The sequence below is a fragment of the Pseudoalteromonas nanhaiensis genome, from assembly GCF_051235485.1.
Lineage (GTDB): Bacteria > Pseudomonadota > Gammaproteobacteria > Enterobacterales > Alteromonadaceae > Pseudoalteromonas > Pseudoalteromonas lipolytica_C.
Genome location: NZ_JBPNYQ010000001.1, coordinates 460,717 through 481,625 on the forward strand (window position 1 = coordinate 460,717; position 20,909 = coordinate 481,625).

A 20,909-nucleotide genomic window follows, 5' to 3' on the forward strand; every position below is an offset into this window, starting at 1 on the left:
GCTTATAAAATCTGTGAGCGAATTGGAAGAGTTTTCGCGCTATGCAATCTATATTAACAAAGTCTTCAAACCCGGTTTCCCAGCCCGTCTACTAAATAAAGACTCGTTGATAGAAGAGCTTACTGAGTCTGAAGTTAATGAACTTATTGATAAGGTTAGCCGTAACAAAATTCGTATAAGTCGAAACTATGGCTTTATTTCGACTTACATACCTGTTTATTACATGGGTAATGTGGTTGGCGTGCTTGTTGTTGAGTCAGAAAAAGAGTTGTCAGAGAGATGTAGTATGTTGGCAATTTATATGCTCAACATTTATGCCAACCAACTAGCGCTGCTTTATAAATCACAATTGGATCCCCTCACTGAGTTACTCAACAGGCAAACTTTTGATAAAAAAGTCATCGATATCGCATCAACTACTGTAAAAGGACAAAGCGAATTAGATCCCCATCATCGCCAATGGTATCTTGCTATTGTTGACATTGACCACTTTAAAAAAGTGAATGACAACTATGGTCATGTTATCGGTGACGAAGTGATTTTGTTAGTCGCTCAACTGTTAAAAAATAACTTTCGTATTGAAGATTACGTGTTTCGTTACGGTGGTGAAGAGTTTGCAGTGCTATTTCAAGCAAGCGACGAGTTAGATGCACGTAATGCACTCAATCGTTTTCGCGGATGTGTTGCCGAATACCCGTTCCCGCAAGTGGGTAACTTAACCGTGAGTAGCGGTTTTATGCCGATTTATGAGTTTGAAATGGTTGCCAGTCTTGTGCAAAAAGCCGATCAAGCCTTGTATCACTCAAAAAACAAAGGCAGAAATTGTGTTACAGCCTATTCTGAATTAGATATCCCAGATTCTCAATGCAGTGATGACTCAATAGAGCTGTTTTAGCCTGTTGCAGCGTCTCTTGCTGTGTTAAAATTGGCCACTATTTTTAGAACCCTATGAGAAGGTGAGATGAAGTTTGTTCGTTGGTTGTTAGGCCGCATCATTTTGTTTTTTGATTTTGTATTCACGCCACGTAGTAAAAAGCGTCCGGCTGCTGAGCAAGCGGCGCTTGATTCAGTGACATCACAATTTAAGTTATATCAATTTAAGGCCTGCCCATTTTGTGTGAAAGTTCGTCGTGCAATTAAGCGTCAAGGTCTTTCAGTTGAAACTCGTGATGCCAAAAGTAACGAGCAATTTCGCCAAGAGCTTTTAGAGCAGGGCGGAAAAATCAAAGTGCCTTGTTTACGTATTGAAGAAAACGGCCAAGTAACTTGGCTGTATGAATCAAACGATATCATTGCTTATTTAGATAAAGTCGCTGCATAAAGCGGCTTTACACTTCGATTATAGCCCGTGCTGTGCTAGCATTTGGGCAAATTTTTTAATTGTCTTTTGAGAGATATAACCATGACAATTCGCACCCGTGTTGCTCCGTCACCGACAGGTGATCCGCACCTAGGTACAGCATACATCGCATTATTTAACTACTGTTTTGCTAAGCAGCAAGGCGGTGAGTTTGTGTTACGTATTGAAGATACAGACCAAGTTCGTAGTACGCCAGAATCAGAGCAAGCTATTATGGATAGCTTGAAATGGTTAGGCTTAAACTGGGATCACGGTCCCGATGTTGGCGGTGAGTTTGGTCCATACCGTCAGTCTGAGCGTAGCGATTTATATAAGAAATTCGCGCATCAACTCGTTGAACAAGGTAAAGCGTTTTATTGTTTTGCTACGAGCGAAGAACTAGATCAAATGCGTGAAGAGCAAATGGCCGAAGGTCTGCGCCCTAAATACGATGGTCGTGGTTTAAACCTTTCTGAAGATGAAATTAAAGCAAACCTTGAAGCGGGTAAGCCTTACGTAATTCGTATGAAGATCCCAAGCGAAGGCACGTTTAAGTTTAACGACTACCTACGTGGCGACATTGAGATCCCATGGGAAAATGTAGACATGCAAGTGCTACTTAAAGCTGACGGTTTCCCAACTTACTTCCTTGCCAACGTTGTTGATGATCATCACATGCAAATTAGCCACATTTTCCGTGGTGAAGAGTGGATCAATTCAGCGCCTAAGCTATTAAAGTTATATGAAGATTTCGGTTGGGAAGCGCCAGTACTTGGTCACTTACCGCTTCTTCGTAACCCAGATAAGTCAAAATTATCGAAGCGTAAAAACCCAACTTCAATCAACTACTATAAAGAAATGGGTTACCTACCAGAGGCACTATTAAACTATTTAGGCCGTATGGGTTGGTCAATGCCAGATGAGCGTGAAAAGTTCACTTTAGATGAGATGATTGAGCACTTCGATATGAAGCGTGTGTCGCTTGGCGGCCCTATTTTCGACATCGATAAGCTTAGCTGGTTAAACGGTATGTGGATCCGTGAAAACTTATCTGATGCAGAATTAATGCAACGTTTTGTTGATTGGAAATTTAATACTGAGCTATTCGCCAAAGTATTGCCAGAAGCAAAAACGCGAATTAATACGCTTTCTGACATGGTTGACCTTGCCGGTCACTTCGTGGGTGGCATTCCAAGCTATGATCCTGCGCTATTAACAGCGGGTAAAGCTGATGAAGATGTAATCCGTCAAGCATTACAGTTCTTCATCTGGCAATTAGAAGGTTTACGCAGTTGGGAAAAACCAGCGATTTTTGCTATCGCAAAAGAAGTTGCGACTTTCCATGAGTTGAAGATTAAAGACTTCCTTGAGCCAATTTTCGTGGCTATTACAGGTAAGACATCTTCAACATCAGTACTTGATGCAATGGAAATTTTAGGTTCAGACCTTTCACGTGCTCGTTTACGTGTAGCATTAGCACATATTGGTGTGTCTAAAAAGCAAGCGAAAAACATCGAACGTGCCTATCGCGATTATCCGCAAGCTTAATCGTAATATAACTTTCAAAAACCGAGCTTTATGCTCGGTTTTTTTATGTTTGATTGACAGGTTAGATGGTTTTTAAGCAAGCTGAGTTAAATGTAATACCTTTTACAAAACAGGTTTGGAAGTTAGCTCTCATATTTGGCTACTGAAATAACCAAAATCAATAACTAAAAACTGAAAACCAATGTAGCAAAATGTACATACTATTTTATATTTCATTCAATATGTTAGATTTAATTGATAGGGGATCATAAGCTATTTTTAACAGTGTAGACTGGAAAATAATTATACAAAAATGTAGGCAAACGATATGATCGCACCTGTAAGCGTTAAGAGTAGGCTATTGTTAGTATTATATAGTTGCCATAACTGTTTTTAATTATGGTATCGAGGTGAATCAAGTTAATGAATAAATTGTTTGGCTTAGTATGTTGTTTAACTGCATCAACTGCGTTTGCGCAGGTTGATGATAAACAGCCGCAATTAATTAAAAAGTCGACAATTCATGCCAGCATTACTCTGGGCTATGGGGGAATCGAAAACCCTGTTCTTGATGCTGATGATATTACTTCACCTATTTTACCTAGCTTTGCTTACTATGGTGATAATTGGTATTTCGACGATTTTTCTATAGGTTACAGCTTAATCGAAACAGAGAGTTTTTACGTTGATTTACTTGGCCGATTTAACGATGATGGCTTTTTCTTTGAATTAGATGGCATAGATAAGCTCTATGCTGTGGGTGTGATAAGATCAAACAGTGGCCGACCTACCATTCCTACCGCTTCACCTATAAATTTAACGCCAATTAAACGTGATCTATCATACATGGCGGGCTTATCATCTGCATTGAATGTATACGATAACATCTGGCTTAGCGCAGCATATGTGCATGATGTAACCGCTGTGCATAATGGCTACGAAATTTTGTTTAATGGTTATCAGGCATTTGAGCTGCTTTCAGGAGTCGCGGGTGTTGAAATGGGCCTTACTTATAAAAATGAAGAGCTCATTGATTACTACTACACAGTTGCACCTACAGAAAGTAAAACCCGTGTATTTGATTATGACTTACAAAGTGCCATCAATTATTACGTAAAAATTAGCTACGAATACCCAATTAACGATAGTCTAAGTTTAGATTTCAAATTAAAGCACACTTGGCTTGATAGTAACTTAGCTAATTCAACGATGATCCATAAAAATGGCTATTTTTCAGGTTTTACTGGGATTACTTACCACTTTTAGGCCAGCGAATAGTGATCCTCGCCCCGCCAGTTTCTGAGCTATTAGCTAAGCTAATTTTACCGCCATGCCAGCTAGCGATACGATGGACTATATAAAGTCCTAATCCATAACCACTGGCCAGCTTATCACCTTCACCTTGTTTAAAAGGCTCTATTAAGGCATCGGCATTTATTGGTAAGCCGGGGCCATCATCTGTAATGCTTATAGAGTAATGGGCTGCTTGTTCTTCACTACTTATTTGGATAGTGTGTTTTGCGTATTTTGTGGCGTTGATCAGTAAATTTTGCACTGCAATAGCCATAAAGCTCGCTTCACAATATGCAGTATCTATTTTTAACTTTGCAATAAATTGGAGCTCTTTATACAAATCGAACTTAGCAATTTCACAATTGATTAGCTTAGTTAAATCAACTTTATCTTGATTAAATACACTTTGTTGATGCTCTAAGCGAGCAAACGATAAATACTGCTCCAAACGCAGTTCAATCTCATCGATATCGCGTTCTATTTGGCTACTTTGCTCTGGTTCTACGTCAGCAATGGATAAAGCAAACCGCATACGTGTAAGGGGAGTGCGAATTTCATGAGAAATAATACGTGATAAATCATTATGAAGCTGAACGAATTTGTTAATGCGTTCAGACATGTGAGTAAAGGTACTAGCAAGCGGTGCAATCGACGAGTTAGGCTTAATATCAAGCTCGATCCGCTGCGGTTTTTTACTGAATTGGTACGCTGCGCGCTGTAACGAGCTTAAATCACGAAACACGGGGCGAATAAACACTAGGATCATAGCGCCGAGCAATAGGTAAAAAGCAAAGAACGCAAACCAGTCTGTTTTGGTCTGCGAAATCAAAGTGATCGGGCCTACTTTTTGGATAGTTCCATTGCTGCCTTTGAGATACACAAACTGTTGATTATTTTCGACCACACTAATAATGCCATCGTTTTCGAAAGTAGTTTGTAAAGAACTTGGTAACACTAACTCATTTTGGTTTAAGGTGCTGATCCGTGAATCTTTATGTTCGGCGATTTGTGTAAGCTCATGGACGCTGAGTTGTATACTCGGCTCATGCTCAGAAAAAAATTCATTATACAGCTGCCCAAACGCAAGAACTAAAGCGATTAGACTCATTGTGATGATTAAATATAATTTAAAAAACTGCTGCTTCATTAATGCGAGATATCCAAGCTGTAACCTTTACCTCTAACTGATTTTATATCAAGCGACTCTTTATGCTCGCTAATCGTTTCTTTTAGTTTCTTTCTTAAGCGGCTGATTTTAAGGTCAATAGCACGGTCTAACCCGTCGTATTCACGACCAATGACATGTTTAAATAAAACTTCACGGGAAACAGGTTGCGGACTGTTTTTAGCCAAATAAGCAATGATCTCGAATTCACTATCGTTTAGGTTGAGTGCTTTACCTTTAAAAAAGATATCTCTTTTCTTTGAGTCAATCCGAAGTAGGTCATACTCATTTGAAAAGCTATCTTGGCCGATGGTATGAGCTATGATTGTTTTTATTTTTGCCAGCAATAGCTCAGGTTTAATAGGCTTGACAAGATAGTCGTAGGCTCCGAGATCTAGGCCTTTAATTTGTGATTGCACAGAATCCAGTGCTGTTAGAAAAATGACAGGACAACTGTACTTTTCTTTCAACTGAGAAATTAACTCAAAGCCATTGCCATCCGGTAGCATAACATCACATATGATGAGTGAAGGCATGAAGGTGATGTCGCTGTTGCGATAAGCCTCAGCAGTATTAAACACATCTATGGTGTAGCCATGTTTTAGTAAAAACTTTTGAATTAAACTTGCTAGTTTCACATCATCTTCAATTAAAAAAATATGCTGCATTATAAACTCCAGCCAAAACGCCGTTTTATGCGGTAATCTTTAGCTTCGTAATTTGCTATTGAAAGTAGTTGTTTTTTTACAATCTGATTGCTCAGTGGGTTTACTAATTTAATAGTCAGTGGGTGCTTTGTTTTAATATTGAGCTGTTCAACAATTAGGCCATTTTGTGTGTAGCACTGGGTGTACTGAGGGCGTTGAGTTACTTCTAAACATAACTCATCAAAAGGGGCGATGCGAAAATGAACTTGTATTTTGAATTCACATGCTTTTTGTTTTGCTTCAGTGACACAAACGGTGGGAGATACTTTAAAAAAAGGCTGATTAGAAAACTCTTCACTCAAACACAGCGACGAAAAAAAGAAACACAAAAGCAGCAATGCCAAATATAATCGTTTGATCATTTACGCACATCTCTGATTTTTAAAAGTCTTTTTTTCAAAGTAACATTAACCGTCGAACGTTGATGTAACCAACTAGCACTCATTTGAGTAATTATCTTTGCCGCTTATTATAATTATTATTTATACAACCTAAATGGTGATTACACGATAAAAAACACAATTATCATACCTTATTTATTCTTTGAGCTACAAATAGCGGGATCAACGGCTTTAGATGTATTCAGCTTGTCAGATTGAGTCATTTATTTTGATTCATTAGTGTGTTGTTTTATCAAGAGAAGTGAATGTTTATCTAGTTTAAGTTAATAGTTTTTCACTACAGGCTTGTGAGGGGAAGTCTTTATTATTCGCATGGATTTGTTAATCACTTGCTACAAATTGATACAATGTTGCAGTGCTAAAATTTGCGTTATTATTATCAGTAACTTTGCTTAATTTTAACAGATTCGACCTCTCTTTATTTTTTTTCTGGTAGTATAGGCAGGTTATAAGTAGTTTAAGCAGTGAACAAATATGTTAAGTCCTTATTATCAGCAACATGCTGATTATGTTTCAATCTCGCGTGAGCAAGGCTGTCGTTTCGCCAAGTTAGTGGCTGATGATTTCAATCCATTACACGATAAAGACGCTAAAAAGTTTTGTGTACCGGGCGATTTACTTTTTTCGCTGGTTTTAAACCGTTATGGCATAAGTGAAAAAATGGAATTCACATTTGCTGGTATGGTTGATGAAAATTCAAAGCTCACTTTCCCTGAAGGTGCTGATGAGTTTGCTATTACTGATGGCGAAAAAGTCATGCTAAAAGTGAAACGAGAAGGGGCTGTTAGCCAGTGCACTGAGTTAACAAATAGCTTAATTAAAAATTATGTTGAGTTTTCTGGCACCACTTTCCCGCATGTGATCATTCCACTAATGGGTAAGCAAGACGTGATGATTAACCCCGCGCGCCCAATGGTGATTTACGAGTCAATGCTAATCAACCTTGACCGCCTAGATATCAGCTCACCTGAACTGCAGTTTGCTGAGCCTGATTTTGAATTTTCAGGTAAGCGCGGCAAAATTACGCTCCGCTTCAACTTGTTAGAAAATGGCGAGAAAGTAGGTTCAGGTGAAAAGCACATGCTTGTTTCTGGCATTCGTGACTATTGCCAAGCAACCGTTGATGATTTAATTAGTTTTTACAATCAGCGCAAAGAATCATTAAAACCAGTGTGATTTTTTCGGTTGATAGAAAAGGCGCTAATTGCGCCTTTTTTGTTTATTGTGTTAAGCGTACAATAGCGCTTTTATAGTAAACGTACCTCATATCATGTCAGCAGCGACCTTTTCAGAGTTAAATCTTGCACCAGCGCTTTTAGAAGCATTGCAAGCCGAAAATTATCACACCCCAACGGCTATTCAAGCGCAAACTATTCCTCTTATTTTGGCTGGTGCTGATGTAATGGGCAGCGCACAAACGGGTACTGGTAAAACAGCAGCATTTGTTTTGCCTTTATTAGATAAGCTATTGTCCTTAGAAGCGCTACCAAGTGCCGTCAAAGTGCTTATTCTTACGCCAACCCGCGAACTTGCCCAACAAGTTTTTGCAAGCGTAGAGCGCTACGCTGCGCACACTGATATCAAAGCCGCGCTTGCTTATGGCGGGGCTAGTATTGGTCCGCAAATTAAAGCCATTAAAGGGGCGCAGGTTGTAGTTGCAACACCAGGGCGCTTACTTGATCACCTGATCAAAGGCAGTATTAAACTCTCAAGTATTAGCACCTTGGTATTTGATGAAGCTGATCGCATGCTTGATATGGGTTTTATTGATGAGATTAAACGCATTTTGCGTCATGTGCCAAAAGAGCGCCAAACCTTACTTTTTTCAGCCACATTTGATGACAGTGTTTTTAAACTCAGTAAGCAGTTATTGAATGATCCTAAATTAGTTGAAGTGAATAAGCGTAACTCAGCTGCGGTTGAAATTGAGCAGCTAGTTTATGCAGTTGATGAAGATCGTAAGCGAGAGTTAGTTTCTCATATGATTGGCATGAAAAATTGGCAGCAAGTACTGATCTTCACTCGCACTAAACAAACAGCTGATTTGCTCGCTAAAGAAATGTGTAAAGATGGCTTAAAAACAGAGTCTATCCATGGTGATAAAAGCCAAGGAGCGCGTGATAAAGCACTACAAAACTTTAAATCAGGTGCAACAAGGGTGCTGGTAGCAACGGATGTTGCGGCGCGTGGTCTTGATATTGCTTCACTAAAGTATGTGATTAACTATGAGTTGCCTTATGTAGCTGAGGATTACGTACATCGCATTGGTCGCACAGGGCGTGCAGGCGAAAAAGGCGTTGCGATGTCATTAGTTAGCATAGATGAGCAGTGGTTACTGGACGAGATAGATATATTGCTCGACACAAGGCTCACGCCGCAGTGGTTACCAGGTTATGAGCCGGACTTAACAAAAGAGCCAAAACAGGTTCGTAAAAATACGAATAAAGCACGACGTTCCCGCGATAAAAAACGTATTTTAGGGCAAAAAAGTAGGAGACGTTCCTAAATTTGGCGTATATTTATACTATCCTCTGGCTAAAGATGAGAGTTTAGTATGTTAGAAGAGAATAAATGGACGTTTCGCCGCGCTGATAAGCAATTCTCCTTAGCAAAGTGGCAGAAAACAATAGATCTCATGACTGAGCTGTTTTCTGCACCCGCGGGCTTTATAGTCCACAAAACTGATAATGTTTATCGCATTATCGTCTCCAGTGAGCAGCAAGAAAACCCCTATGAGGCGGGGGCCGAGTTAAGTGCTGACGATAATATTTTCTGTAAAAAAGTACTGCGTGACATGGCACCGCTGTATGTTGATCATGCTAGTCAAGACCAGCAATGGGATGACTGCCCGCTAGTAAAAGATGGCTTTGAGTCTTATCTTGGGGTGCCTATTAGCTGGCCAAGTGGTGACCCGTTTGGTACTTTTTGCGTAATGGATTTTAAACAAACCCATTATCAACAGAGCTTTTTAGAATTGATAGAACAGCTTCGCGATATGGTCGAAGATGACCTTGCGCTTTTAGACAACTTCACACAGATGCGTGAAATTGCCATGCTTGATTCACTCACTAATATTTATAACCGCCGTGCAATAGACCTACTTTGCCAACATAAATTGAATATATCGAAGCGTCTTGGTTTTGATATTAGTTGTTTATTTATCGATATAAATAGCTTTAAACCACTCAATGATACGTATGGCCATGAAGTGGGCGATCTCGCACTGATTTGTTTAGCCGACACCATGAAAGAATGCCTACGTGAAACCGATATTATCGGTCGCTTAGGCGGTGATGAGTTTATTGCCTTATTGCAAGTTCAGCCCGGTGATTGCATAGACAGTATCGCTGATAAGCTTAATACCGCTTTTCAGATAAATTTAGAGAAGCGGGGCATTCCTGTCACGAGCTTAAGTATTGGTTCAGGGGTAATAGCTCAGCCAAAAGAAAACTTTGCTGAGCTATTAAAGCGGGCAGATGAAGATATGTATGAGAAAAAGCAAGCCTCGAAGGCGGCACGCTAAGCTATTTGCTTCTCAGCTAGGTTTAATTCCATGATTGCTTTTAGTAAACGGTAAAGATTGATTGATGCATCAATTTCTTCTTTACGGTTAGTTAAGCTCTCAATATTTAAACCTAGCGGTACATCTAAATGTGCGCAGCTTTGTAAAATTAAGTCGAGATTTTCACGGCAGATGCGCACTGATTCGCTTAAAGTATTTGCAGCATCGAGCATACGGTACTTAGTTGCCTCAGGTACAGAAATACCCAACCATTCCATAAACTCTAAAGTTTTTTCACCACCACAAGGGGTAAACGTTAAAATAATGCGTTTTGGTATTGAGCCTTGTGCTTTACAGCTACGAGCATAACTGGTGATCAAGTCGATTGTCGCTTGGGCATTATAGACGGCTTGCGAAATAAAAAATTGACAGCCTTGCTGTGTTTTTTTAAGTAGTCTTTCATGCTCATTTCGCTTGCTCGCATGGCGCTCAGCAATCGTAACACCACCTAAAAATACATCACTATCTTGCTCTGCTAAGGTTTTGTATGCATCAGGTAGGCTTAATTTGATATCACCATCAGATGATGGACTACCGACTAGCACTAAGTTTTTTAACTCAAACTCATTACGAGTTTCGTTTAGCCATTCGGTAAATTCAGCTTCGCCACGCTGGGCAACACTTTTATAGGTGATAACATCTTGCTGAGATAAGTTACGTAATAACTTAGAATACTCACGCGGGTCGACAGTCTCTTTGAATGGGAAAGGGCGCGGAATCGCTGTACGGCTGCTTTCATCTTGAATGTCATAAATGATTACACCATCGTATTCAATTTCGTGTAAACGACCAAGAAGCTTCTGCGCAATAGTTTCTAATGTGGCTTTATCTGTGCCTGATTTTGGTGGTGTAGTACCAATTAGGTAGACGCCTTGATTGGTGTCTTCAATTTTCTCTTGTAGTGATAAAGCCATAATCCTCATTCCAGCTCGTGCTCATGTCTATGACAAACAATATAGCAGCCATTTAGACGTCTAGATAGATTTTTTTCATGAAAGTTTTTCAATGACTATGAATTTTACTCATATTGAAAGCCGAGCGTTTCGCTAAATTGACACACCTGTTTACATAAATTATTGCACTGGCTCTCATATTTTCTGGCACTTTGATGCATAATCAATCAGCAATGATCATGAAAAAAATAACTAACAAGGGAACATTATGAAATTTAGATTACTAGCAACCAGTGTTGCTGTAACGCTAGCACTAAGTGGCTGCGCGAGTAATTCACAGTCAACTATGGTTAAAGAAGTCGAAATTGAGCAGCTAGCAAGCCAAGACGATAGTCGTGTATTCAGCCAAGACTACCTTTTAGAAGAGCTTGATAATGGCCTTCGCGTGATGGTGGTAAAAACCGATTACCCAGATGTAGTTTCACTGCAAATTCCGGTATCGGTAGGTTCACGTAACGAAGTTGAAGCAGGTAAAACCGGTTTTGCACACTTCTTTGAGCATATGATGTTTAAAGGCTCTGAAAAATTCCCGCAAGATGTGTATTCAGATATTTTAAAGAATTCAGGTGTTGATAATCGCGCGTACACGACCAACGATTACACTAACTATCACTTAAACTTTTCAAAAGAGCACTTAGACAAAGTACTCGAAATCGAAGCCGATATTTTCCAAAACCTCACATACAGTGAAGAACAGTTCCGCACTGAAGCGCTTACTGTTAAAGGTGAGTATCTAAAGAATAATGCCAGCCCAATTCGCAAGTTACTTTCTGCTGTTCGTAACGAAGCATTCGAGAAGCACACGTATAAGCATACCACGATGGGCTTTTTTGAAGACATTGAAGCTATGCCTGATCAAATGGCATATGGTAAAGAGTTCTTCGCTAAATTTTATAAACCTGAGTATGTATCTTTAGTCATTGTTGGTGATGTTGATCCACAAGAAACCATGGCAATGGTGAAAAAGCATTGGGGTAACTGGAAAAAGGGCGATTACCAAGCAGATATTCCTGTTGAGCCAAAACAACAAGCTGCAAAATATGTACATGAAAAAAATGATGGTTTACCAGGTCACTGGTTGCTTGTGTCTTATAAAGGCACGGCATGGGATCCTACCCAAAAAGACCGTGCAGCCCTTGATTTAATCTCGCAGCTTTATTTCTCTAACAACTCGGCACTTTATCAAGAGCTTGTTGTTGATAAACAAATTGCTAGTCAAATGTTTACCTATAACCCAGATACTAAAGATCCGGGTTTATTACATGTGTTTGTAAAAGTCGAAAACGAAGCGGACCTTGCTAAAGCCCGTGATGCGATTAACCGTACTTATGCACAAGCACGTACTGAGTTAGTTGATGCACAAAAGTTAGCGGATTTGAAATCAAACCTAAAATACAGCTTTATTAATGGTCTTGATTCATCGCAGTCAATTGCGTCAACGCTTGCAAGCTACATGCATTTTGAGCGCGACCCTGAGGTTATTAACCAACTGTACGCAATTGCTGATAGCATCACTCCTGAAGATATCAAAGCGGTAGCAAACAAGTATTTTGTTGATTCAAGCCGCACTACTGTGACAATGTCGGCGCTTGATAAAGTGGCTGGTTTTGAACAAGAGGTTGATTTAAACGCGCTGGTTGCAAGTATTGAACAAGCCCCAACAGAACGTCACTTTAAAGTACTTGATAAAACCAATAGCTCACCTTTAGTTGATGTTAACTGGTTATTTAATACCGGTGCAGCAGCTGATCCACAAGGGAAAAAAGGTTTAGCTGCACTCACTGCTGCGATGTTAGCGCAAGGTGGCTCAGAAACTATGAGCTATAAAGATATTCAAAAAGCCTTATACCCATTGGCGGGAAGCTTTGGGTATCAAATCGATAAAGAAATGATTTCACTACGTGGTCGTGTGCACAAAGACAATGCAGCGAAGTGGTATGCACTTGTTAGCGATCAGATGTTAAACCCTGGCTTTAGAGAAGATGATTTCAAGCGTCTGAAAAAAGAGCTTATCGATAGCATTAAAGCAGGCCTTAAAGCATCAAATGAGGAAGAGTTAGGTAAAGAAGTGCTTTATCATCAGCTTTATAAAGGTCACCCATACGAAAGCTATAACTATGGTGATTTATCAGACCTTGAAGCGTTGACACTTGACGATGTGAAAGCGTTTTATGCTAAGCAGTTTACTCAATCAAAATTAACGGTTGGTTTAATTGGTGCTATTCCAAGTGAAGTTAAATCAGCAATGATGAAAGATTTAACATCGCTTCCACAAGGTAAAGAAAGCCGCTTAATGATCCCAGATGCACCAGCGCTAAAGGGTCATCATGCGACTATTGTTGAAAAATCAGCGCAATCTACCGCTGTATCATTTGGTTTCCCAATCGATACTATTCGTAGCAGCGATGACTGGACAGCGCTTTGGTTAGTTCGCTCTTACTTTGGCGAACACCGCAGCTCAAACAGCTTCTTGTATCAGCGCATTCGTCAAACACGTGGTATGAACTATGGTGACTACGCGTATATTGAGTACTTCCCGCGTGGTATGTTCCAAACAAAACCTGATGCTAATTTAGGTCGTTCAGAGCAAATTTTCCAAGTATGGTTACGTCCGCTTCGTTCTAACAACGATGCGCACTTTGCAACGCGTACAGCGTTATTTGAGCTTGATAAGCTAATTAAAAATGGCATCAGCAAAGAAGATTTTGAAGCGACTCGTAACTTCTTAATTAACTTTGTGCCACAAATGGTTGCAAGCCAAGATCGCCAATTAGGCTATGCGCTTGATAGTGAGTTCTACAACACTGAGAGCTTTGTTGACTATGTGCGCGGCAAGCTTGAAAAGCTAACCCTTGATGATGTTAACCGTGTTATTCGCGATAACCTGCAAACTGAGAATATTCACTATGTGTTTATTACCGGTGATGGCAAAGACATGCAAAAACGCCTAGCCTCAGAGCAAACATCACCTATGGTGTATAACGCTGAAAAACCAGCAGAGCTTGTTGCTGAAGACAAACTGATTGCTGACTATAAACTTGCGATACCTGCAAAAAATATCAGCGTACTTGATGTTGAAAAGGTATTCCAATAACCGCTATTCAATGCCCCTAGTTAGGGGCATTTTGCTCACAATGTCAGTTTGTGTTTGTGCAACAACTAGCTTGTTTCGACCTGTTTCTTTTGCTTGATAAAGCGCTTTGTCAGCCATGTCAATTAACGTGGTCGCATTGTCTAAAAAACCAGGCACTAAAGTTGCTAAACCAATACTTACGGTTAGTTGTTGATTATGCAACTCTTCAATATGTAGCTCGGTTAATTGCGTCATAAACCGAGAGAGTAGTTGATAGGCCTGCTCGCTATGTGTGTTACCCAAAACTAATACAAATTCTTCTCCCCCGTATCTTGCACATAAATCACTGGGTCTGCGGGCAAATTGTGTAAGCAAGTTTGCTAGACTTTTTAAGCAAATATCGCCGACTAAATGGCCAAAGTTATCATTAAGCAACTTGAAATGGTCAAGATCAATCATGGCAATAGAAATGGGCTGTTTTAAACGTAAACAGCGACTCCATTCTTGTTCAAAGAAATTGTCGAAATGGCGACGATTCGCAAGTTGTGTAAGGCCGTCAATGTGAGCGAGCATTTTTAATTGCTGTTCTGCTCGCATTCTTTCAGTAATGTTTAAGTGGCTAATAACGACATAGCGCTGTGATTGATATTCTAGTGGTACTGCACGCATCAAAAACCAGCGGCTTTCAGTATCACTGTGGCAAGGGTATTCTAAATAGTATTCTTGCTGTTGACTGTTGATGACTTTTTGTAGACCTGCGAGTGCTTTTATACCAAATTCATCACCTTGTTTTGCAGCTGATTCACAAATTGCTAAATAGTTTTGTTGGCGCCACTGCACGTCACAACTGCAATTATTATCTTGGCCAAAAGTCTGCCAACTGCGATTAACAAAGATGATATCACCTAGTTCATTGATAACTACGATATGCTCAGAGATGCTATCGAGTATTAATTTTAAGAATTCTTTTGACTCAACCACATTATTACCCAGCCAATACCACTTATGTAAGATTAGCAACAAATGATAAGTTTTCACTGTTATGGTCGTAAAAAATAATCCTAAATGGCTAGCTTTTCTGTGCTGCTGCTTTTTAAGAATATATGGATACGTCTGATAATAGCGAGGAAGGTGGCAAAACGTATTTTAGAAAATTACGTCGTTTTGGGATGCAGCTTCGTGTCAGAATCAAGCCCGAGGCTCAACTCTGACAGAGAACTTATTAAAATAAAGAGGCAATTTTCACGGCAATGCCACACAATATTGCTACTTTCATGAAGGCTATAAGTGTTGCATAGCCACGTTGTTCCTTGGTCATTGGCTGCTCCTAAAAAATAACTAATACCGTCGCCATACCAAGAGCAAAACTAATAAACGAAGAAGCCGCTACGATTGCAGCGAGATTTTGCTTACTCACTGCGTGTGTTGCGCTTTGTTCAGATACATCGTCATCGAGTTTAATTAGCTCACCTTGGCGTACTTCAAACACAGCGCATAGGCTCATGGTGGTTTCTTTTGATGCCGCACCTTCTTTTTCAACTCGCTGAATGGTACGTAGGCTTACATCACAGGCATCGGCCAATTGCTGCTGCGTCCAATCGAATTTAAGTCTAAGCGTCTTGATTGTATTGGGATTCAGCTGCATCAGTTACTTCCCAAGAAACGGTTCAATGAAAGTAACGACTGCGTAACCAAATATTGCACCACCAATAAAACAGCCTAAGGTAACCATAGCCACTTGTTTTGGGTTATCATTAAGCGCGGTTTGTGTGCTTTGTTTTACTAATTTACCAGCTTTGTAAAACGAACATTCAAGCTTGCCTGTGAGTATATTTTGCATCTCAAAATCGACAGCATAAGCAGTATCTTGGTAGTTAAAGTCGTGATGACTTTTAAAGCCGAAGCTGCGCTTTTCACTAACCAATTCGTCGTTTACATATATTTGTTCTTTACCGCTCATGATGTGACCAAAGCATGCGATTTGGTTATCACCATCTTGAAAGTAAAATTTATAACCTAGTTTATGTGAGTTTAGTACGTCGTTTTTCATCATCGTTTCCTTGTTAAGTTGATGATGTAAATTTAATGATTATTTTTGTTTTTTACGCCGTCAGCGATATGCCAGTGCCTATTTTGGCATATGACAGGTAAGATGTCATATCTGTTTTGTTATTGAAATATAAGAAGTTTAATTTAACTGTTGGCTTCAGCTCTGAGTTTGCTTCTGTCATATGAGATAGCCTTAAAACTCCCTTAAAATGAGCAAAAAGTGGTTTTGCTACTCTGGTTATTAGATATAACCAGAACAAATAAACAACGGGTTAGTACATCTTGCTACAAATCCGTTAAACTTAAGCCTTAGCAGTTAGGTACAACCAGAAAGGCAATATTATGCGTCATGAAATTTGGCAAAAGCTCCGTGAAGAAGCAAACGAAGTCGTTTCCCGTGAACCGCTTTTAGCAAGTCACGTTTATTCGTGTGTGTTAAATCATGAATGTTTAGGTTCAGCGCTGAGTTTTATTGTTGCTAATAAACTCGCTGATGCGGTGGTTTCGGCGTTTACTATTCGTGAATTATTCGACCAAGCCTTTGTTAAATGTGACTTAATGCTAACGCATGTTGCTCATGACATAAAAGCAGTTAAAGATCGCGACCCTGCAGCCGATAGTTACTTAACTGTCATTCTTAATTTAAAAGGCTTCCATGCAATTCAGGCTCATCGACTCGCAAACTGCTTATGGCAACAAAACCGAAAAGAGCTTGCTCGCTTCATTCAAAGTAGAACCTCAGAGGTTTTTGGCGTTGATATCCATCCTGCTTGTAAAGTTGGCCATGGTATTATGTTTGACCATGCAACTGGGATTGTAATTGGTGAAACAGCGGTTATCGAAGATAACGTATCGATTCTTCAATCAGTAACCTTAGGTGGTACAGGTAACGAGCAAGGTGATCGCCACCCTAAAATTCGTGCCGGCGTATTAATTGGCGCGGGTGCAAAAGTACTGGGTAACATCGAAGTAGGTGAGGGGGCGCGTATTGGTGCCAATTCTGTGGTGCTGAGTGCGGTTCCAGCACACACTACGGTTGTTGGTGTACCAGCTAAAGTTGTGGGTAAACCAAGCTGCCCTTGCCCAGCAGAAAGCATGAACCAAAACTTTTTAGATGATGGTACGACTACCGCTAGTAATGCATCGCACACCAGTGCTATGTTGTAGTTTTACACCAATAAAGTGCAATGGAATTGTCTAAATTATCTTTTGGATTAGCTGTTATAGCGTCATTTATTTGTGGCGCTGTAACCATGTCATTTTTTCAACCTGACCCACAGCATCAGCCGCAAACTTATCAGCAAGAATTTGTTGAAATGCAAACAATGGAAGCCCCTGAGCAGCAAGCCACTGCTGTAGCGCCTGTTATTAAAAAACAAGTCGCTGAAGTTAATTCAGTAGCTGTTAGCAAAAGCGAGCTTGAGCAACAAGTCGCAGAGCTGAAGTTACAAGTCGAAAACCAACAAGCGGTGATTGCCAGTTACCGTTCAAGTGCGATACCTCCGCAGCAAATCAACTCACATCTAGAGGATCTTTATACTTTATTAGAAGAGCAATCTCGAGATGAGGCGTGGGCTTACCAAATTGAAACAGCCATGAGCGACTTTTTAATTATGGCAGACTTACCCGTGCAGCCAGAATTGAGTATCTCTAGATGCAAAAGCTCAGTTTGTCAGTTTAAACTGCTGCAACCAGAGGGGGTTGATGAGTTGCCAAGCCATTATTGGCGTAACATGACCGATAAAATGGTGGAGCAAAGCTGGTGGAAGCAATTTAAATTTACTTCCACCACCTCAAGTGACGATAGCCTAACCATTATTGCAAGCACGGAGTAATTTTATACAACTTTTGATTGCAGTTGACCATCGGCAAGTTCAGTAGTTATAAGCTCACCAGAACTTACATCGTTAACCGATTTCACCACCCCACCTTGTTGGTTTTTAGTAATGCTGTAACCACGCGCCAACACACTGAGCGGGCTCACAGAATCTAAACGACTCGCCTGTAATGAAAGCTTGTTTCGAGAACCTGAAAGCTGTTGTTGCATTGCCTGTGTAAGCCTAGCATGTAATTGCGCCAGCTGATGCTCGCTCTTAGCTAACTGCTTTTCAGGAGAACGTTGCATTAAGCGTGGTGTTAAGTTAGCAAGTACTCGCTCATATCGCTGAATTTTACTATTCATCGCGCCGTGTAAGGCTAAACTTAGCTCATCTAATTTTTGCGCTTGTTGATTGAGTTGATTACGCGGATGACAAAGCTGTAAGCGGTGCTCAAATTGCGTTGCGGTACTGCGTTTTACTGCCAATGAATGTTTAAAGGCATGATTTAAGTGTCTAACTAACTGCTTAACTTTGTTGTGCAGCTCTTCGCTGTTTGGGCTAACAAGCTCCGCAGCAGCTGAAGGAGTGGCTGCGCGAATATCGGCGACATAATCACTAATCGTGGTATCGACCTCGTGACCAACGGCGCTAACGATGGGTAAGTGACTTGCAAAAATGGCACGAGCCAATTGCTCATGGTTAAAGCACCACAAATCTTCGAGTGAGCCACCACCGCGACCTAATATAAGAACATCTACTTCGTTACGCTGGTTGGCGATGTTTATTTTTTCTATTAGTTGGCTATGGGCATCTGCACCTTGCACCATTGCTGGGTAAATCACGACTTCAAGCTGCGGAGCGCGGCGTTTTAATACAGTAAGAATATCGCGAATAGCAGCCCCTGTGGCAGAGGTGATCACCCCAACACGATTTATATTGGTTGGTAATGGCTTTTTGTGGGCTGAGCTAAATAGACCTTCTGCAGCTAAGCGCATTTTAAGGGCGTCAAATTCTTGTTTTAATAAGCCTTCACCGGCAGGGGCCATGTGTTCAACAATCAGCTGATAATCACCGCGGGGCTCATACAATGACACGCGAGCGCGAACGGTCACTTGTGCACCATTGCTCGGGCGGAACGTTTGACCGCGATTATTGCCACGCCACATCGCTGCTTTTACTTGTGCTCGGTCGTCTTTTAAAGTGAAGTACCAATGTCCTGAGGCTGGGGCAATAAAGTTAGAAATTTCGCCGTTTAATACCAGCGACGAAAAGCCTTGCTCTAAAACATGACGAATTTCTTTATTTAGTCGCGAGACTGTATAAACAGGCTGTGTTGATTGCGTGAAAGCCATTAAAAACCCCAGTAAAAAAATCTGTGTGTACTTTAACACAAATAAATGAATAATTTTATTTACTCGTGCCGACAACGCTGATAAAATTTGGCCGCAATTCCTTATACTCAGATCCACATGTGAGAAGTTGCACTATGCTAAGAATCGCTAAAGAAGCTCTTACCTTTGACGACGTACTTTTAGTACCAGGTCATTCTACTGTTTTGCCACACACGGCAAATATTTCAACTCGTTTAACGCGTGGTATCAATCTTAACTTGCCGCTAGTTTCAGCATCTATGGATACTGTTACAGAAGCTCGCTTAGCGATTGCTTTAGCGCAAGAAGGCGGGTTAGGTTTCATCCACAAAAACATGACAATTGAAGAGCAAGCTAAAAACGTACGCAAAGTAAAAACGTACGAAGCAGGTATTGTTTCTTTCCCTGTTACTGTGACTGCGGATCTTACAATTGCTGATGCTATCGCGCTTTCAGAAGAAAAAGGTTTTTCAGGTTTCCCTGTAACCGATGCTGACAATAACCTTGTAGGTATTGTTACAAGCCGTGATATGCGTTTTGAAACTAAGCTTGAACAGCCAGTTTCTACAGTAATGACGAAAAAAGAATCGTTAGTTACTGTAAAAGAAGGTGCAGACCGTGATGAGATTTTAGGTCTAATGCACGAGCACCGTATCGAAAAAATTCTTGTTGTTGATGATGCATTTAAATTAAAAGGCATGATCACTGTAAAAGATTACCAAAAAGCACAAGACAAGCCACACGCATGTAAAGATGAGCAAGGTCGTCTTCGTGTAGGTGCCGCTGTTGGTGTTGGTCCTGGTACTGACGAGCGTATCGCAGCCCTTGTTGAAGCGGGTGTTGACGTATTACTTATCGATACATCACATGGCCACTCACAAGGTGTAATCGACCGTGTTGCTCAAACACGTCAAACATACCCAGATTTACAAATCGTAGCAGGTAACGTTGCAACAGCTGAAGGTGCGATTGCCCTTGCTGATGCAGGTGTTGACGCTGTTAAGGTAGGTATTGGCCCTGGTTCTATTTGTACTACTCGTATCGTAACAGGTTGTGGTGTACCACAAATTACGGCTATTTCTGACGCAGTTGAAGGCTTAAAAGGCCGCGATATTCCTGTTATCGCTGACGGTGGTATTCGTTTCTCTGGTGACATCGTAAAAGCACTTGTTGCCGGTGCATCATGTGTAATGGTGGGTTCAATGTTAGCGGGTACTGAAGAAGCTCCGGGTGAAGTTGAGCTATACCAAGGTCGTTACTACAAGTCTTACCGTGGTATGGGTAGCCTTGGCGCTATGAACCAAAAAGAAGGTTCATCAGACCGTTACTTCCAAAAATCGAACGAAGCAGACAAGCTTGTTCCTGAAGGTATCGAAGGCCGTGTTGCTTATAAAGGTCCTATCGCGACAATTATTCACCAACAGGTGGGCGGTCTTCGCAGCGCAATGGGCTTAACGGGCTGTGCAACAATTGAAGAGTTAAATACTAAACCTCAATTTGTTCGCGTTACTTCAGCTGGTATGGGTGAGTCACACGTTCACGACGTGCAAATTACCAAAGAAGCGCCAAACTACCGCTTAGGTTAATTACCTTAAGGTATTGAAATTACATGGGCTAGCATTTGCTAGCCCTAATTTATTGATCATCTCC

At 40.6% G+C, this 20,909-nt stretch carries 19 protein-coding genes; 11 read left to right on the forward strand and 8 right to left on the reverse strand.

Going from position 1 to position 20,909, the window contains the following annotated elements:
- The first annotated feature begins 13 nt into the window (after window positions 1-13).
- From ACSFVZ_RS02075 to ACSFVZ_RS02090, 4 genes are all read left to right on the forward strand, one after another.
- On the forward strand, window positions 14-895 hold the full coding sequence (locus ACSFVZ_RS02075; protein WP_435557972.1) for a GGDEF domain-containing protein: 882 nt from the start codon (window positions 14-16) through the stop codon (window positions 893-895).
- 66 nt (window positions 896-961) lie between these two features.
- Window positions 962-1,321, forward strand: a complete 360-nt coding sequence (locus tag ACSFVZ_RS02080) for a glutathione S-transferase N-terminal domain-containing protein (protein WP_135925962.1) — start codon at window positions 962-964, stop codon at window positions 1,319-1,321.
- A gap of 81 nt (window positions 1,322-1,402) precedes the next feature.
- The gene (gene gltX, locus ACSFVZ_RS02085) at window positions 1,403-2,887 is read left to right on the forward strand and encodes a glutamate--tRNA ligase (protein ID WP_135925961.1); all 1,485 of its coding nucleotides are present in this window, start codon (window positions 1,403-1,405) and stop codon (window positions 2,885-2,887) included.
- Between the two features lie 402 nt (window positions 2,888-3,289).
- Window positions 3,290-4,132 (forward strand): MipA/OmpV family protein, encoded by an 843-nt coding sequence (locus tag ACSFVZ_RS02090; RefSeq protein ID WP_435557973.1) that lies wholly within the window; start codon window positions 3,290-3,292, stop codon window positions 4,130-4,132.
- Here ACSFVZ_RS02090 and ACSFVZ_RS02095 read toward each other — a convergent pair.
- Genes ACSFVZ_RS02095 through ACSFVZ_RS02105 form a run of 3 tightly spaced genes read right to left on the reverse strand, consistent with a single transcriptional unit; the run spans window position 4,116 to window position 6,393 of the window.
- Window positions 4,116-5,306, reverse strand: a complete 1,191-nt coding sequence (locus ACSFVZ_RS02095; RefSeq protein ID WP_435557974.1) for an ATP-binding protein — start codon at window positions 5,304-5,306, stop codon at window positions 4,116-4,118. The genes ACSFVZ_RS02090 and ACSFVZ_RS02095 overlap by 17 nt on opposite strands.
- Window positions 5,306-5,992 carry a response regulator transcription factor gene (locus ACSFVZ_RS02100; RefSeq protein ID WP_135925958.1) on the reverse strand — a complete coding sequence of 229 codons (687 nt, stop codon included), beginning with the start codon at window positions 5,990-5,992 and terminating at the stop codon, window positions 5,306-5,308. The genes ACSFVZ_RS02095 and ACSFVZ_RS02100 overlap by 1 nt, the downstream gene beginning before the upstream one ends.
- Window positions 5,992-6,393 (reverse strand): DUF3019 domain-containing protein, encoded by a 402-nt coding sequence (locus ACSFVZ_RS02105; protein ID WP_135925957.1) that lies wholly within the window; start codon window positions 6,391-6,393, stop codon window positions 5,992-5,994. Before ACSFVZ_RS02105 ends, ACSFVZ_RS02100 begins: the two co-directional genes overlap by 1 nt.
- Before the next feature lie 513 nt (window positions 6,394-6,906).
- Between ACSFVZ_RS02105 and ACSFVZ_RS02110 the strand changes: the two genes are divergently transcribed.
- The 3 genes from ACSFVZ_RS02110 to ACSFVZ_RS02120 all read left to right on the forward strand — a co-directional run bounded on the left by ACSFVZ_RS02110 (window position 6,907) and on the right by ACSFVZ_RS02120 (window position 9,955).
- The gene (locus ACSFVZ_RS02110; protein WP_435557975.1) at window positions 6,907-7,608 is read left to right on the forward strand and encodes a DUF3581 domain-containing protein; all 702 of its coding nucleotides are present in this window, start codon (window positions 6,907-6,909) and stop codon (window positions 7,606-7,608) included.
- Window positions 7,609-7,702: 94 nt separating this feature from the next.
- Entirely contained in the window at window positions 7,703-8,938 is a 1,236-nt protein-coding gene (locus ACSFVZ_RS02115) for a DEAD/DEAH box helicase (RefSeq protein ID WP_253038337.1), read from the forward strand.
- Window positions 8,939-8,986: 48 nt separating this feature from the next.
- The gene (locus ACSFVZ_RS02120; RefSeq protein ID WP_435557976.1) at window positions 8,987-9,955 is read left to right on the forward strand and encodes a sensor domain-containing diguanylate cyclase; all 969 of its coding nucleotides are present in this window, start codon (window positions 8,987-8,989) and stop codon (window positions 9,953-9,955) included.
- Here the strand turns inward: ACSFVZ_RS02120 and ACSFVZ_RS02125 are convergent.
- On the reverse strand, window positions 9,952-10,908 hold the full coding sequence (locus ACSFVZ_RS02125) for a methylenetetrahydrofolate reductase (RefSeq protein WP_138558361.1): 957 nt from the start codon (window positions 10,906-10,908) through the stop codon (window positions 9,952-9,954). The genes ACSFVZ_RS02120 and ACSFVZ_RS02125 overlap by 4 nt on opposite strands.
- A 247-nt stretch (window positions 10,909-11,155) precedes the next feature.
- On the opposite strand from ACSFVZ_RS02125, the gene ACSFVZ_RS02130 reads away from it, so the two are divergent.
- On the forward strand, window positions 11,156-14,041 hold the full coding sequence (locus ACSFVZ_RS02130; RefSeq protein ID WP_435557977.1) for a M16 family metallopeptidase: 2,886 nt from the start codon (window positions 11,156-11,158) through the stop codon (window positions 14,039-14,041).
- Window positions 14,042-14,044: 3 nt separating this feature from the next.
- Here ACSFVZ_RS02130 and ACSFVZ_RS02135 read toward each other — a convergent pair whose 3' ends face one another.
- From ACSFVZ_RS02135 to ACSFVZ_RS02145, 3 genes are all read right to left on the reverse strand, one after another.
- Window positions 14,045-15,001, reverse strand: a complete 957-nt coding sequence (locus ACSFVZ_RS02135) for a sensor domain-containing diguanylate cyclase (RefSeq protein WP_135926309.1) — start codon at window positions 14,999-15,001, stop codon at window positions 14,045-14,047.
- A 346-nt stretch (window positions 15,002-15,347) separates the two neighbouring features.
- Window positions 15,348-15,665 (reverse strand): helix-turn-helix transcriptional regulator, encoded by a 318-nt coding sequence (locus ACSFVZ_RS02140; RefSeq protein WP_135925951.1) that lies wholly within the window; start codon window positions 15,663-15,665, stop codon window positions 15,348-15,350.
- Between the two features lie 3 nt (window positions 15,666-15,668).
- The gene (locus ACSFVZ_RS02145) at window positions 15,669-16,070 is read right to left on the reverse strand and encodes a hypothetical protein (protein WP_435557978.1); all 402 of its coding nucleotides are present in this window, start codon (window positions 16,068-16,070) and stop codon (window positions 15,669-15,671) included.
- A gap of 341 nt (window positions 16,071-16,411) precedes the next feature.
- Here ACSFVZ_RS02145 and cysE point away from each other — a divergent pair, with 341 nt between their 5' ends.
- A complete protein-coding gene (gene cysE, locus ACSFVZ_RS02150) occupies window positions 16,412-17,236 on the forward strand; it encodes a serine O-acetyltransferase (RefSeq protein WP_135925949.1) in 825 nt (274 codons plus the stop codon).
- Window positions 17,237-17,322: 86 nt separating this feature from the next.
- Window positions 17,323-17,904, forward strand: coding sequence for a hypothetical protein (locus ACSFVZ_RS02155; protein WP_435557979.1), 582 nt, complete (start codon window positions 17,323-17,325; stop codon window positions 17,902-17,904).
- Between the two features lie 2 nt (window positions 17,905-17,906).
- Here the strand turns inward: ACSFVZ_RS02155 and xseA are convergent, their stop codons facing one another.
- Window positions 17,907-19,241 carry an exodeoxyribonuclease VII large subunit gene (gene xseA / locus ACSFVZ_RS02160; protein ID WP_138558358.1) on the reverse strand — a complete coding sequence of 445 codons (1,335 nt, stop codon included), beginning with the start codon at window positions 19,239-19,241 and terminating at the stop codon, window positions 17,907-17,909.
- A gap of 134 nt (window positions 19,242-19,375) precedes the next feature.
- Here xseA and guaB point away from each other — a divergent pair, with 134 nt between their 5' ends.
- On the forward strand, window positions 19,376-20,845 hold the full coding sequence (gene guaB, locus ACSFVZ_RS02165; RefSeq protein ID WP_235383282.1) for an IMP dehydrogenase: 1,470 nt from the start codon (window positions 19,376-19,378) through the stop codon (window positions 20,843-20,845).
- Window positions 20,846-20,909: the final 64 nt, after the last annotated feature.

Excerpts from the sequence above, each read along its gene's own strand:
- ACSFVZ_RS02080 (WP_135925962.1), top strand. The coding sequence starts at position 962 with ATGAAGTTTGTTCGTTGGTTGTTAGGCCGCATCATTTTGTTTTTTGAT.
- gltX (WP_135925961.1), top strand. The coding sequence starts at position 1,403 with ATGACAATTCGCACCCGTGTTGCTCCGTCACCGACAGGTGATCCGCAC.
- ACSFVZ_RS02090 (WP_435557973.1), top strand. The coding sequence starts at position 3,290 with ATGAATAAATTGTTTGGCTTAGTATGTTGTTTAACTGCATCAACTGCG.
- ACSFVZ_RS02095 (WP_435557974.1), bottom strand. The coding sequence starts at position 5,306 with ATGAAGCAGCAGTTTTTTAAATTATATTTAATCATCACAATGAGTCTA.
- ACSFVZ_RS02100 (WP_135925958.1), bottom strand. The coding sequence starts at position 5,992 with ATGCAGCATATTTTTTTAATTGAAGATGATGTGAAACTAGCAAGTTTA.
- ACSFVZ_RS02105 (WP_135925957.1), bottom strand. The coding sequence starts at position 6,393 with ATGATCAAACGATTATATTTGGCATTGCTGCTTTTGTGTTTCTTTTTT.
- ACSFVZ_RS02110 (WP_435557975.1), top strand. The coding sequence starts at position 6,907 with ATGTTAAGTCCTTATTATCAGCAACATGCTGATTATGTTTCAATCTCG.
- ACSFVZ_RS02115 (WP_253038337.1), top strand. The coding sequence starts at position 7,703 with ATGTCAGCAGCGACCTTTTCAGAGTTAAATCTTGCACCAGCGCTTTTA.
- ACSFVZ_RS02120 (WP_435557976.1), top strand. The coding sequence starts at position 8,987 with ATGTTAGAAGAGAATAAATGGACGTTTCGCCGCGCTGATAAGCAATTC.
- ACSFVZ_RS02125 (WP_138558361.1), bottom strand. The coding sequence starts at position 10,908 with ATGGCTTTATCACTACAAGAGAAAATTGAAGACACCAATCAAGGCGTC.
- ACSFVZ_RS02130 (WP_435557977.1), top strand. The coding sequence starts at position 11,156 with ATGAAATTTAGATTACTAGCAACCAGTGTTGCTGTAACGCTAGCACTA.
- ACSFVZ_RS02140 (WP_135925951.1), bottom strand. The coding sequence starts at position 15,665 with ATGCAGCTGAATCCCAATACAATCAAGACGCTTAGACTTAAATTCGAT.
- ACSFVZ_RS02145 (WP_435557978.1), bottom strand. The coding sequence starts at position 16,070 with ATGAAAAACGACGTACTAAACTCACATAAACTAGGTTATAAATTTTAC.
- cysE (WP_135925949.1), top strand. The coding sequence starts at position 16,412 with ATGCGTCATGAAATTTGGCAAAAGCTCCGTGAAGAAGCAAACGAAGTC.
- ACSFVZ_RS02155 (WP_435557979.1), top strand. The coding sequence starts at position 17,323 with ATGTCATTTTTTCAACCTGACCCACAGCATCAGCCGCAAACTTATCAG.
- xseA (WP_138558358.1), bottom strand. The coding sequence starts at position 19,241 with ATGGCTTTCACGCAATCAACACAGCCTGTTTATACAGTCTCGCGACTA.
- guaB (WP_235383282.1), top strand. The coding sequence starts at position 19,376 with ATGCTAAGAATCGCTAAAGAAGCTCTTACCTTTGACGACGTACTTTTA.